At 39.8% G+C, this 14,145-nt stretch carries 7 protein-coding genes; 4 read left to right on the top strand and 3 right to left on the bottom strand.

The genetic code is table 11. The features are described 5' to 3' along the window. Positions 1–77 precede the first annotated feature (77 nt). The 3 genes from B3139_RS15725 (at position 78) to B3139_RS15735 (ending at position 6,194) form a co-directional block, all read left to right on the top strand. Complete coding sequence (locus tag B3139_RS15725) at positions 78–2,840, top strand: bifunctional aconitate hydratase 2/2-methylisocitrate dehydratase (protein ID WP_209579150.1); 2,763 nt, start codon at positions 78–80, stop codon at positions 2,838–2,840. A 48-nt stretch (positions 2,841–2,888) separates the two neighbouring features. Then, positions 2,889–5,156, top strand: coding sequence for an aconitate hydratase (locus tag B3139_RS15730; protein ID WP_209579151.1), 2,268 nt, complete (start codon positions 2,889–2,891; stop codon positions 5,154–5,156). Between the two features lie 165 nt (positions 5,157–5,321). Then, entirely contained in the window at positions 5,322–6,194 is an 873-nt protein-coding gene (locus B3139_RS15735) for a hypothetical protein (RefSeq protein WP_293884532.1), read from the top strand. Between the two features lie 75 nt (positions 6,195–6,269). Here B3139_RS15735 and B3139_RS15740 read toward each other — a convergent pair whose 3' ends face one another. Continuing rightward, complete coding sequence (locus tag B3139_RS15740; protein WP_293884533.1) at positions 6,270–7,106, bottom strand: MBL fold metallo-hydrolase; 837 nt, start codon at positions 7,104–7,106, stop codon at positions 6,270–6,272. A gap of 337 nt (positions 7,107–7,443) precedes the next feature. Here B3139_RS15740 and pckA point away from each other — a divergent pair, with 337 nt between their 5' ends. Then, on the top strand, positions 7,444–9,060 hold the full coding sequence (pckA, locus tag B3139_RS15745; RefSeq protein WP_293884534.1) for a phosphoenolpyruvate carboxykinase (ATP): 1,617 nt from the start codon (positions 7,444–7,446) through the stop codon (positions 9,058–9,060). Between the two features lie 85 nt (positions 9,061–9,145). Here the strand turns inward: pckA and ppk2 are convergent, their stop codons facing one another. After that, the gene (gene ppk2, locus B3139_RS15750) at positions 9,146–9,955 is read right to left on the bottom strand and encodes a polyphosphate kinase 2 (protein ID WP_293884535.1); all 810 of its coding nucleotides are present in this window, start codon (positions 9,953–9,955) and stop codon (positions 9,146–9,148) included. 586 nt (positions 9,956–10,541) lie between these two features. Then, entirely contained in the window at positions 10,542–14,084 is a 3,543-nt protein-coding gene (smc, locus tag B3139_RS15755) for a chromosome segregation protein SMC (RefSeq protein ID WP_293884536.1), read from the bottom strand. Positions 14,085–14,145: the final 61 nt, after the last annotated feature.

The following is a 14,145-nucleotide window of genomic DNA, read 5'->3' on the forward strand; positions in this document are numbered from 1 at the left end:
AATTATATTACAGTCAAGGTGGTTTAGCAAGACATCGTGTCTTTTTGGCTACCCTTAAAATAGAAAGATAGATATCTATGAGTATTTACAACGATTACGTACAAGAGGTTGTAGAACGAGAAGGCCAGGGTTTACATCCTAAGCCAATTGATGGAGCAGAATTACTAAGTGAAGTAATTGCTCAGATTAAGGATTTAAACAACGATAATAGAGCAGATTCTTTACGATTGTTTATTTATAATACACTGCCGGGCACGACCCCTTCTGCTGGCGTTAAAGCTCAATTTTTGAAGGAAATTATTTTAGGCGAATCTGTTGTTGCTGAAATTACACCTGACTTTGCTTTTGAGTTATTGTCTCATATGAAGGGTGGACCTTCTATTGCGGTGTTATTAGATTTAGCTTTGGGTGACGATGTAGTGATTGCAAAGCAAGCTGCAGAAGTGCTTAAAACACAAGTTTTCTTATATGATGCTGATACAGCTCGTTTGAAAGATGCTTATCAGCAAGGTAACGAAGTCGCTAAAGATATTTTGGAAAGCTATGCAAAAGCGGAGTTTTTCACGAAGCTACCTGACGTGCCGGAAGAAATTGAAGTGGTTACTTTTATTGCGGGTGAGGGTGATATTTCAACAGATTTATTATCCCCGGGAAATCAGGCGCACTCACGTTCGGATCGTGAATTACATGGTAAATGTATGATCACACCTGAAGCGCAGCAGCACATTCGTGAATTGCAGGCGCAACATCCAGGTAAAAGTGTTATGCTGATTGCTGAGAAAGGAACGATGGGTGTAGGTTCCTCTCGTATGTCGGGAGTAAATAATGTGGCACTTTGGACCGGTAAACAAGCAAGTCCTTATGTTCCTTTTGTCAATATTGCGCCGATTGTAGGTGGTACGAATGGTATTTCGCCAATTTTCTTGACAACGGTAGATGTGACCGGTGGTATTGGTATCGACTTGAAAAACTGGGTGAAGAAAGTGGATGAGCAGGGTAATGTTGTGCGTAACGAGAAAAACGAACCCATTCTTGAAGAAGCTTACTCTGTTGCAACAGGCACTGTTTTAACCATTAATACAAAGACGAAGAAATTATATCATGGCGAGCGTGAGCTGATCGATATTTCGAAAGCTTTGACTCCACAGAAAATGGAATTTATTAAAGCCGGTGGCTCTTATGCGATTGTTTTTGGTAAAAAGATCCAAACATTTGCTGCAGAGACCTTGGGCATTCAAGCGCCTACCGTATTTGCTCCTTCAAAAGAGATTACTATTGAAGGACAAGGCTTGACAGCAGTAGAGAAAATCTTCAACAAAAATGCGGTCGGTGTTACACCTGGTAAAGTCTTACACGCAGGTTCTGATGTTCGCGTTAAAGTAAACATTGTTGGTTCTCAAGATACAACTGGTTTGATGACCGCACAGGAGTTGGAGGCCATGGCTGCTACGGTCATTTCGCCAACAGTGGATGGTGCTTATCAATCGGGTTGTCATACCGCATCTGTATGGGATAAAAAAGCGCAAGCAAATATTCCAAAACTGATGAAATTTATGAATGACTTTGGATTAATCACTGCGCGTGACCCACAGGGCGTATATCATTCCATGACTGATGTTATTCATAAAGTTTTAAACGATATCACTATCGACGAATGGGCCATCATTATTGGTGGGGACTCCCATACGCGGATGTCCAAAGGTGTAGCTTTTGGTGCTGACTCTGGCACGGTTGCATTAGCGTTGGCTACAGGGGAGGCTTCGATGCCAATTCCTGAGTCGGTAAAAGTTACCTTTAAAGGGAGTATGAAAGAACATATGGATTTCCGTGATGTTGTTCACGCTACCCAAGCGCAGATGCTGCAGCAATTTGCTGGAGAGAACGTCTTCCAAGGTAGGATTATAGAGGTTCACATTGGTACGCTTTTGGCTGATCAGGCGTTTACATTTACAGACTGGACAGCAGAAATGAAAGCGAAAGCTTCCATTTGTATCTCGCAAGATGATACCTTAATCCAATCCTTGGAGATCGCTAAAAAACGTATTCAGATTATGATCGATAAAGGCATGGAAAACAAAAACAATGTTTTGCAGGGCTTAATTGAGAAGGCTAACAAACGTATTGAGGAAATTAAATCTGGCGCTAAGCCTGCTTTAACTCCGGATACAAATGCGAAATATTATGCTGAAGTTGTTATTGATCTGGATATCATTGAAGAACCGATGATCGCTGACCCAGATGTGAATAATGCAGACGTTTCCAAACGTTATACACACGATACGATTCGCGACCTTTCTTACTACGGTGGAAACAAAAAAGTAGATTTAGGTTTCGTCGGTTCGTGTATGGTTCACAAAGACGATTTGAAGATCGTTTCTAAAATGTTGAAGAACATTGAAAAACAAAAAGGCGCAGTTACTTTTGAGGCTCCTTTGGTCGTCGCAGCCCCCACTTATAATATTATTGATGAGTTGAAAGCAGAGGGCGACTGGGAATTCCTGCAAAAATACTCTGGATTTGAATTTAGCGATGCACTACCTAAAAGTACTGCACGTACAGAATATGAGAATATTATGTATCTAGAGCGCCCGGGTTGTAACCTCTGTATGGGTAATCAGGAGAAAGCCGCAAAAGGGGATACAGTCATGGCGACTTCAACACGTTTATTCCAAGGTCGTGTCGTGGAGGACAGAGACGGTAAGAAAGGAGAGTCTTTGCTGGCATCGACTCCTGTAGTTGTGTTATCAGCTATCTTGGGTCGTATTCCGAACATTGACGAATATAAAGCTGCTGTCGAAGGAATTAACTTGACAAAATTTGCACCTATTCCGACAAAATAGTAATAATTAGTGTTTAGTAACTTAATTAAACAAATAAATTAGAGAGATATGGCTTTTGATATTGATATGATTAAAAAGGTCTATAGCCGTTATGACGAGCGCATTGCTGCTGCTCGTCAGGTGGTTAATAAACCTTTGACTTTATCTGAGAAAATATTGTATGCACACCTTTGGGATGGCAATGCTACTGAGGATTATAAGCGTGGCGTTTCTTATGTTGACTTCGCCCCTGATCGCGTTGCTATGCAGGACGCTACTGCTCAGATGGCGTTATTGCAATTTATGCAAGCTGGACGTCCCAAAGTTGCAGTTCCTTCTACCGTTCACTGTGATCACTTGATTCAGGCAAAGGAAGGGGCAGATAAGGATTTGGCCCGTGCTAAAAATGAAAGCTCTGAAGTATTTAACTTTTTGAGTTCTGTTTCTAATAAGTATGGTATCGGTTTTTGGAAACCCGGAGCAGGTATTATTCACCAGGTTGTTTTGGAAAACTATGCTTTTCCGGGAGGAATGATGATCGGTACAGACTCACATACGGTTAATGCCGGTGGTTTGGGTATGGTTGCTATTGGTGTCGGCGGTGCTGATGCCTGTGATGTGATGGCTGGACTACCATGGGAGCTGAAATTCCCGAAATTAATCGGTGTTAAATTGACTGGTAAGTTAAGCGGATGGGCTGCTGCCAAAGATGTTATCCTTAAAGTTGCTGGTATCTTGACCGTAAAAGGTGGAACTGGAGCGATTGTGGAATATTTTGGCGAGGGAGCAGAGTCGCTATCTTGTACAGGTAAGGGAACCATTTGTAACATGGGTGCTGAAATTGGTGCGACAACTTCGACTTTCGGTTATGACGAATCCATGGAGCGCTACCTACGTGCTACGGGACGTGCCGAAGTCGCTGACGCGGCAAATGCGATTAAACAACATTTGACAGCGGATGCTGAAGTTTATGCTAATCCAGAACAGTATTTTGATCAGCTCATCGAAATTAATCTATCCGAATTAGAGCCATCGCTCAACGGTCCTTTTACACCAGACTTGTATACGCCAGTGTCTCGGATGCGTGAAGAGGCTGAAAGAAATGGCTGGCCTTTAAAAGTGGAATGGGGATTGATCGGTTCATGTACAAACTCATCCTATGAAGATTTGTCACGTGCCGCCTCTATAGCAAAACAAGCGGTTGATAAAGGTTTGATTACTAAAGCTGAATTTGGTATAAATCCGGGGTCAGAACAAGTTCGTTTTACAGCTGATCGTGATGGTTTGCTGAAAACATTTGAAGACCTGAATGCAACGATATTTACGAATGCTTGTGGTCCATGTATTGGTATGTGGGATCGTGTAGGGGCTGATAAACAAGAGAAAAATACCATCGTTCACTCATTCAATCGTAACTTTGCGAAACGTGCGGATGGTAATCCTAATACCTATGCATTTGTGGCTTCTCCTGAGCTGGTAGCGGCAATTGCAATTTCTGGCGATCTGGGCTTCAACCCAGTGACGGATACGTTGACGAATAATAAAGGTGAGCAGGTGAAATTGGATCCACCGGTAGGGGACGAATTACCTACCAGAGGATTCGCCGTAGATGATCCGGGTTACCAAGCACCGGCTGCTGACGGTAGTTCCGTTGTCGTTGATGTGGCGCCTACGTCCGACCGCCTCCAATTATTGCAACCTTTTGCGGCATGGGAAGGCACTGATTTGAAGGGTTTGAAATTATTGATTAAAGCGAAGGGGAAATGTACGACAGACCATATTTCGATGGCTGGCCCTTGGTTGAAATACCGTGGACATTTGGATAACATTTCAAATAATATGTTGATCGGTGCGGTAAATTTCTTCAATGAGAAAACAGATAATGTTAAAAATCAATTGACAGGCGAGTATGGCCCTGTGCCAGCAACACAACGTGACTATAAAGCACATGGTATTGGTTCAGTTGTCGTTGGCGACGAAAACTATGGGGAAGGTTCATCTCGTGAGCATGCTGCAATGGAGCCTCGTCATTTGGGTGTTCGTGCGGTATTGGTTAAGTCTTTCGCCCGTATTCATGAGACAAATTTGAAAAAGCAAGGAATGTTGGGATTGACTTTTGCAAATAAGGACGATTATGATAAAATTCAGGAAAACGATACCATCGATATTATCGGTTTAACTGAATTTGCTCCAGGTAAGCCCTTAACGCTGGTATTGCACCACGATGATGGAACACAAGAGGAGATCTTGGCAAACCATACGTACAATGCACAACAGATTGAGTGGTTTAAAGCTGGTGGCGCCTTAAATATAATTCGCAAAAATCAAGCACAATAGTGCTGATTAGCATACAAAAAAAGCCGCTTTCGTGTAAAGCGGCTTTTTTATTTTGTTTTGGAATGACATTTCTGTGATCTTCGTCATATTTTACTAATTCTCATTGAATTTATTTGCTTATAAAATAGAATGCCGGTACTTTTGCCCAACGTTTTTAGCACTGATATGAGAAAAATATTTTTAACAATTGGAGCGCTTGCATTGAGCGTTTCGGCTTTATTTGCACAAGAAAATCCCGAAATAGGAAAGAGTATTTTCAAACCAAAAAATTTGAGAACCGAAAGTAATAAAGGGAAATTCTTTTTCTTTTGGGGGTATAACTTCTCTTCCTATGCAAAATCTGATATTCATTTCACAGGTCCCAATTATGATTTTATTCTTCACGATGTAAAAGCTGCCGATCGCCCAACTAAATTTGGTTCGACTTATTTTGATCCAAGTCGGTTGACGATCCCGCAATTTAACCTTCATTTTGGTTATTATATCAAAGATAATTATTCCATTTCATTGGGATGGGACCACATGAAATATGTCGTCGATATACCTCAACAGGTAAAGATTTCAGGTTTTATTGGTGAAGAGATTTCTAATCCAGGTATCCCGACTGGAAACCGTGCCGGTCAATATAATGGTGAATTGATTACGGTAGATTCCGCTATGCTAACATTTGAACACACCGACGGTTATAATTTTGCTTCGGTGGGCTTGGAGCGTTACGATGATATCATCAACAATCGAAAGGGCCAACAGGTGCTGACAATGGAATCTGGTGTAGATGTAGGCTTACTAATCCCGCGTTCGGATGTTCATCTTTTTGGTGAGGGAGCAAACCACTTCTGGAACATTGCAGGTTATGGCGCTTCGGCAAAAGTTGGTCTGCACTATCGTTTTTACAAAGGGCTGTATCTTCAAGGAAATTTTAAAACTGGATGGACTGATCTAACCAACATTCGTACAACTGGAAGAAGAGGGGTAGACAAGGCGTCGCAACAGATCTGGTTCTTTGAAAACTACTGGGCTTTAGGCTTTAGGTTTTAAAACCATGTAAAAAAACAGGCTACTTTAAAGTAGCCTGTTTTTTTACATGGCTTTTTTACTATACCGAGGTACACCTCAAATTTCGTCCAACTTAAAGATATCTTTTACCCGTATCCCTTTCTCGGTACGTTGTAGGGTGCAGCATTCGTGAACTGAATCGTGTTCGAAAAACAGGATATATTCGTTATCTACTATTTCGTTCCAGTAGCTATGGCGTTCTTCCATAGTAACTAACGGACGTACATCATATCCCATCACGTAGGGAATAGGTATATGACCTACCGAAGGGAGTAAATCTGCCATATACAGCATTGTCTTTCCTTTGTATTGGACCTGAGGTAACATCATGGATTCTGTGTGGCCATTTGCATAGCGCATGCTGATATCGCTTCCGAACGGATTTTGTACATCTTCAACAAACCTTAATTGTCCGCTTTCTTGTATCGGAAGAATATTCTCTTTTAGAAAAGAAGCCTTCTCCCGGGGGTTGGGATTAGTTGCCCAAGACCAATGGTCTGCATTACTCCAAAAATGAGCGTTTTTAAAGGCTGGAACAAGTTGATCACCTTCTCGCGCTATGGCACCACCACAATGATCGAAATGTAGGTGGGTAAGGATAACATCGGTGATGTCATTTCTGTCAAATCCAATATTTTTTAGTGATTTGTCTAATGTCGCATCACCATGAAGGTAATAATAGCTAAAAAATTTTTCATTTTGTTTGTCTCCAAGGCCCGTGTCGACTAGCATTAATCGATTATTATCCTCGATGAGCAGCAGACGATTTCCCCAGGTACACATATTGTTTGAATCGGCCGGGTTTGTTTTATTCCAGATGCTTTTAGGGACCACACCAAACATAGCACCACCATCGAGTTTAAAGAACCCCGTTTCTATAGCATATAATTTCATCTTCTTATTTTGTATTTACTTTTTGACCAGTACGTATAACCATTGTTTGCTGTTTTGCATAATCAACGTTTGCTTAAGCTCAAAATTTTACTCTTATTAATATATGTAAAGAATGGAACAATTTACGAAAAATAAATTATATTTTTTAATTAGCATAACTTGAATTGCTAAAAAAATATGCTAAAAAATGTAATTTTTTTTAACCTTGTAAGGTGCTGATAGTTAGTGCTTTGATTTTGTGTTTTTTGTACAATAAGCTTGATTTTTAGATAATTATGTTTTGTTTTTAGCGAAAATTGCCTTTAAATTTGAGCACATTTTAAAACAAACAAAAAATATGAAAAAGGGTAACATTGGAAACGCGCCTGATTTGAAATATTTGAAAATTGATAGCACGAAACGTGTATTTTATCAATTACCCGTTTCTGAATTGGTTCAACATGCTTTGGTAAATCAAGAGGGGAGGCTTTCTGATACAGGAGCGCTTGCTGCTGATACGGGAAGATTTACGGGGAGGTCCCCCAAAGATCGCTTCCTGGTGGAGGACTCTTTAACTAAACACAGTGTATGGTGGGGGGAAATCAATCAACGGATGTCTCCGGATCATTTTGAGGCGCTATTTTCGCTGGTAGCCTCTCACTTGGCTGAGCGAAATATCTACATAAGAGATTGCGCTGCAGGTGCCGATCCGATTTATCAAATTGGTATCCGTGTTGTAACAGAGACAGCTTATCAAAGTATATTTGCCAACAACTTGTTTTTACGTCAGGAGCCGAATCCAGAAGTTCGGCCACCTTGGTCTATCTTAGCTGCTCCGACCTTGTTTATTAAAGAACCGCATGCATATGGTATCCTTAACGAAAATTTTGTTGCAATTGATTTTACGAAGAAAATTGTATTGATTGCTGGGACGGGTTATACGGGGGAAATTAAAAAGAGTATTTTTTCGATCTTGAATTTTATTTTACCATTCGAGCATAACGTCCTTTCTATGCACTGTTCGGCCAATACTTCCGAGGATGGAGATACTGCACTGTTTTTTGGTCTTTCGGGTACTGGAAAGACGACACTGTCTGCTGATAAAAACAGGCGGTTAATTGGGGACGATGAGCATGGTTGGAGTGAACGGGGAGTTTTTAATTTTGAAGGAGGTTGTTATGCAAAATGCGTTGGTCTAACAGCCGATAAGGAACCGGAGATCTATCATGCCATTCGTTTTGGTTCGCTGCTGGAAAATGTGGTTTTGGATGAGCAGGATAAACCTGATTACAATGACATCAGTAAAACCGAGAATACGCGCGTGTCTTATCCAATAGATTTCATGGAAAATGCCGAAATAAGCGGTATTGGCAATGAGCCGGCTCATATTTTTTTCTTGACAGCGGATGCTTTTGGTGTACTTCCGCCCATTTCATTGTTGTCTACTGACCAGGCTGTCTATCATTTTGTAAGTGGCTATACCGCAAAGGTTGCGGGTACAGAGGTGGGGGTAAAGGAACCTATGGCCGCATTTTCAACTTGCTTTGGACAGGCATTTTTGCCGCTTCATCCCGCGAAATATGCGGCGTTGCTGCGTTCAAAACTTGAACAGAATCGTAATATCAAAGTCTGGTTAGTGAATACGGGCTGGATTGCAGGTCCTTATGGAATAGGGCGAAGAATTAAACTCGCCTATACGAGAGCGTTAATCCGAGCCGCAATCGATGGTTCATTATTAGAATCTCAATTTAATAGACACGATATTTTTGGCTTAGATTATCCGACCAGTTGCGGAGCGTATGTTCCCGAGCAAATCATGGATGCCCGGGGATTATGGAATAACGATGAGGCTTATGATATGCAGGCAAAACGCTTGGCGAAACTATTCATAGCAAACTTTGAAAAATTTAATAACGAGATGCCAGAGACAGTTCTCGCGGCAGGTCCTAAGATTGACCGTAGTGTCCTCGTTTAATTAAGTTTGCATTCGTACAACAAAAAAAGTAAACATGGGATTTCTCTTTTTGTTGTACGATTTTTTTTGGTGGGGATGAAAATCTTTAATCGTGTTTTTTAACGAAAGAATCTACTTGCTCCTGTTCGCTTCCGACAAGGGTATTGATAATAAGCTTAATAGCCGACAATCGTGCTTTTTTCTTATTGTCTTTAACAATTTCAAACCAGGGTGATTTTTTTGATCCTGTTTTCTTAAAGAGGTTCTCAATATAATTGGTGTAAATATCCCATTTTTCCTGTGCCTGTTGGTCGAGCGTTCCTATTTTCCATCGTTTAAGAATATCTTCCTGACGCTCTTTTAACCTTTCGGCCTGCTCTTCTTTGCTGATGCTCAGAAATAACTTGATGACAATGATTCCATCGTCAATTAATTGTTTTTCAAATTCTTGCACCTGACTCATAAATAATTCGTGTTGCTCTTTGGTGCAGAATCCAAATATGGGTTCAACTACAGCACGGTTATACCAACTTCTGTCGAAAATTACAATTTCTCCGGCATTAGGAAGCTGTTTGATATAGCGTTGAAAATACCACTGTCCGGATTCTTCTTCGGTTGGCTTCGGTAATGCGACAATGCGAATCTTTTTAGGATTTAAATATTGGGCTACGCGGCCTATTGTGCCGCCTTTGCCAGCAGCGTCCCTACCTTCAAAAATAATTAGTACCCGCTTTCCTTTTTCAATAATTTCGTATTGGAGCTTCAACAACTTGACCTGTAGTTCATAGAGCTCTTTTTCATAATCGTAAACATCGTTGAACTTTTTTATTTCAAGAATGCCATGTTGCTCTAGGTAATTTAAAACATCTTTGTTTTCGTGGATCTTCTGAAGTTCATTTAAATCGTATTCTGCCATAGGATATTTATTTAATCGATCGTTTTTATTAAAGTTACTTATTGAATTGTTAAAAAATGTCAAATTTCAAATAAAATTAATGTATTGTAATACTAATATATGGCTACATTACGTTTATTAATCAGAACACCAAATGGATGTTCAAATAGATTAGACTTTTCATAAATTTAGGTTAATAATTGGTTAGGTTAGCTCGGAGTTCCCCACTTCGAGCTTTATTTTTTTTAACAATCCGACGGTATCCTTGAGAGCTAGTGTTTTAGCTATCATACGAATGCCCTAAATGTTAAAAAATGTTAAACGGACATTGTCGACATAATGATTAGAAAAAAGCATCGTTTTTACTACAAATACTTTTCATAAATAGGTTAATATATGGCTAACGAAAGCTCAGAGTTCCCCACTCTGGGCTTTCTATTTAATTATAATTTATCAATAGCCGCAAGATAGGATTGTTGAATATGTTTAGGTATTGCATTATGCTTCTTTCAAATAGATGAGGGATGGTACTGGATTTGAAGATTGATTAAAAAAAAGGCCGAGATTTATAGTCTCGGCCATTGTTTTAAGATATTGTTTTGTGTTGTCAGGCCACTTCCCTTAGATCCACAGCCACTACTCGAGATACACCTTGTTCTACCATGGTAACTCCATAAATGATATCTGTGCTTGCGATTGTTTTCTTATTGTGCGAGACCACTATAAATTGTGAGTTTTTAGAGAAATCCCGGATAATATTGTTGAATTTATCGATGTTGGTATCGTCCAAAGGAGCATCCACCTCATCGAATATACAAAATGGCGCTGGCTTGGAAAGATATAGTGAGAATAGCAAGGCAGTAGAAGTCAATGTTTTCTCGCCACCCGATAGCTGATTAATAGACAATGGTCTTTTCCCTTTTGGTCTAGCGATAATATCGATATCTGAATCCAAAGGATTGCTTGGGTCTGTTAAGATCAGATCACAGCTATCTTCTTCGTTAAATAACGATCGGAATACTTTGACAAAATTATTTCTTACTGCATCGAATGTAAACATGAACTGAACTTTAGCGGTGTCGTCGATTTCTTTGATCGTTGCCATCAAAGAACCTTTTGCTTCGATCAAATCTGCTTTCTCTTTATTGATGAAATCATAACGTTCATTCATCTCATCGAAAGCCTCTTTGGCCATCAGGTTGATGGTACCGAATTCGTCAAGCTGTTTTTTGAGTTTACTACATTTTGCCGCCAGTGTAGCTTGGTCTTCTACAAGCTGAGGTACATCCTCTCGATCGATTAGGTCTTTAAGTTCAATGTTGAATTCGACGGAAAGGCGTTCTTTTAACGCATTCAAATCAATTTGAAGACTTGTTTTTTTATCTTTAATTTCGGAAACAAGGAAATCGCTTTGTTCTTTCAAACGGCGTAATTGCGTTAACGAATCTTCTAGGTTATTGATTTTTTGCTTATCTGCATAATAACTGTCTTCCAATTCTTTCAGTCCATCTTCTAAGGCGATCTTCTGCTCGTACATGGCGATAAGATCTTGATCTTCATCGTCCTCAAATGGAATGGTGGTGCGCAGCGCTGCTTGCACTTCAACCAGTTCTACACTATTTTTTTCGATACGAATTTCGTGGTCGTCTTTTTGTGTTTCTCTAAATTCCAGATCTTTGGTGATATTAGAAACTTTGTTTAACTGTTGGTGGTAAGCAATATTCTCTTGATTATATACAGTCGATTTTTCGTTGAGTATTTCAGAGATTTCATGAAATTGGTCTTGCAGCAGCGCTAACTCGAGAACGCTCTGTTCCTTCTCTAAGCGTAAATTTTGTATTTGGGGCTCAGCAATTTTTAAATTCGACTCGATCGCTGTAATTTTCTCCTCAATATCTATTTTGCGTGTTTGGGAGTTGTTGATGAAAGTTTGATATTGCTCTTGCTTTGTTTTGACTGTAATTAATTCATTATTGAGCCGGTTGAACTGAAAGCGCAACTCATTGATCAGCTCTTTCTGGGAATTGCCTCTTAAGGTTTCTAGACGAGCTGTTTCGGCCGTTATCTTATTTTCAAGTTTTACAATTTCTTGGTTGATTGTCTTGATCTCTTGGGATAGTACTTCGAGGTTTTTAGCTCTGCCAATACGTTTTCCTTCAAACAGTCCTACAGATCCACCTGACAGACCCAAATGATGTTTTGCATAACGTCCGTTTTTTTGCAAAATTACCTGTCCTGATTCGGGAAGTTTCTCATCCAGTTCTTTTTCATGTTCATATTTAAGGATGAAAACCTGTTGGAGTAGTAAGGTGCACAAAGACCTGTACTTTTCGTCTACTGTAATCACATCCAAGGCCGACATCAAATTATTATTCGGTATAGGAGGTGGGGTAGGAGTCGTCTTTATTGCATCTAAAACAAAGAAATTGGCGCGCCCTTTTGCGGCGTCGCTTAGTAGCTGAATGGCTTGAACAGCATCCTGTTGTGTATCGACAACATAATGGTTCATAATGGGCTCGAGATAATTCTCGATAGCCACTCGGTAATCTTCCTGACAAAACAATACATCTGAAAGAAGCGGTGGTTGTTTTTTCCAGCCTGCATTTTTCTTTAAAAAACGGATGGAGTCTGGAAAACCTTCTAAATTGTCAACGAGAGATTTAGTCAGATTATATTCGTTTTGTTTCGCATCTACCAGACGAAGATCTTTGGCAAGTTGGGCTTTGAATTCTTCTAAGTTTGCTTGACATTGACTGATTTGCCCTTGGAGCTCTTCTTCCAGTTGATTTGCCGCATCGTACTGTAATTGCTGTGCTTCTACACGACCTTCCAGCTCTACAACAGCGGAATTGAACTGTTGTAATTCATTTTCTTTCGCTTCGGTATCCTCACTATTGCGAATTAGTTCTTGTAAAAGAGCCTCTTTCTGTATCGTAAACACGGCAAGATCTTTTTCCAATTTATAGATCTTTGCTTGCAAATCGGCGTTACTTTTATTAAAAATATCAAGCTTTCCTTTTGCAGATTGTTGCTGCCCTCGCAGTTCTTCAACTTCTGATTTATTCGACTCCAGGTTACTTTTTAATCCGTCCAGTTTATTTTGTTCGTCAAATAACTCTTCATTTAATCGCTTAATGGTATAGACTACGTGATTAAGTTGTTGTTTGTCGCTGTTAATATCGATGCTTAGACGATTTTCTTTATCTTGGAGATTTTTAACCTTTTCGTTTTTGATCTTTTTTTCAGATTCGTAACCACGAATTTTATTTACGAATTCCTGTGTCGTTTTCTGCTGTACCGACAGGTTTTTTTCCTGCTCTAAATTTGTTTGACGGAGCGATTGGAGTTCATTTTCCGCATTCAAGATATTCTGCTGTGCATTTTGTGCATCTTTTTGGACTTTGGATTCTTGTGTCTGAAGCCGTTCTAGTTCTGTCGAGAAATCTGCTATTTTATAATAGGCCAGATCGATACTGCTCTGTCGGTATTCTGACTTGAGTAAGGTGTATTTCTCTGCTTTTTTAGCTTGATTCTCTAACGATTTAAGGTTTTTTGTGATTTCAAAAAGCAGGTCGTCCACACGACTAAGATCGGCTTCGGTATCTCTTAATTTCGCTAGGGTCTGTTTTTTACGTACTTTATATTTCGAAATTCCGGATGCTTCTTCAAATAGGTTTCGACGAGAGTTATCTTTATTATTGATGATTTCGTCAATCATTTTCAATTCAATAATGGAATAACTATCCGCGCCCACACCGGTATCCAGAAACAAATCAGTAATATCTTTTAAACGACATTTCACATCATTCAACCGATATTCACTATCGCCGTTTCGGAATAATTTTCGGGTGACAGTAACTGTGGAGAATTCAGTTGGTAAAATATTATTGTTATTATTGAAGGTCAGCGATACCTCTGCAAGATTTGCGGGCTTTCTATTTTTTGTCCCGTTGAAAATAATATTTTCCATTTTATCGGAGCGCAGCATCTTCGTACTCTGCTCTCCGAGTACCCAGCGTATTGCATCGACCACATTGGATTTTCCGCATCCATTGGGGCCAACAATCGCTGTGACACCGTCATTGAAGTTGATCGTGATTTTATCTCCGAAACTCTTAAATCCTTTAATTTCTAGTTTGGTTAACTGCATTTATACCAAATTTGTTTGTCGTTATAAGCTTGCGAAAATAGTAAAATTAAACAAGATTTTT

It is taken from the genome of Sphingobacterium sp. UBA1498 (genome assembly GCF_002325125.1).
Taxonomy (GTDB): Bacteria; Bacteroidota; Bacteroidia; order Sphingobacteriales; family Sphingobacteriaceae; genus Sphingobacterium.

Excerpts from the sequence above, each read along its gene's own strand:
- B3139_RS15725 (WP_209579150.1), top strand. The coding sequence starts at position 78 with ATGAGTATTTACAACGATTACGTACAAGAGGTTGTAGAACGAGAAGGC.
- smc (WP_293884536.1), bottom strand. The coding sequence starts at position 14,084 with ATGCAGTTAACCAAACTAGAAATTAAAGGATTTAAGAGTTTCGGAGAT.
- B3139_RS15730 (WP_209579151.1), top strand. The coding sequence starts at position 2,889 with ATGGCTTTTGATATTGATATGATTAAAAAGGTCTATAGCCGTTATGAC.
- ppk2 (WP_293884535.1), bottom strand. The coding sequence starts at position 9,955 with ATGGCAGAATACGATTTAAATGAACTTCAGAAGATCCACGAAAACAAA.
- B3139_RS15735 (WP_293884532.1), top strand. The coding sequence starts at position 5,322 with ATGAGAAAAATATTTTTAACAATTGGAGCGCTTGCATTGAGCGTTTCG.
- pckA (WP_293884534.1), top strand. The coding sequence starts at position 7,444 with ATGAAAAAGGGTAACATTGGAAACGCGCCTGATTTGAAATATTTGAAA.
- B3139_RS15740 (WP_293884533.1), bottom strand. The coding sequence starts at position 7,106 with ATGAAATTATATGCTATAGAAACGGGGTTCTTTAAACTCGATGGTGGT.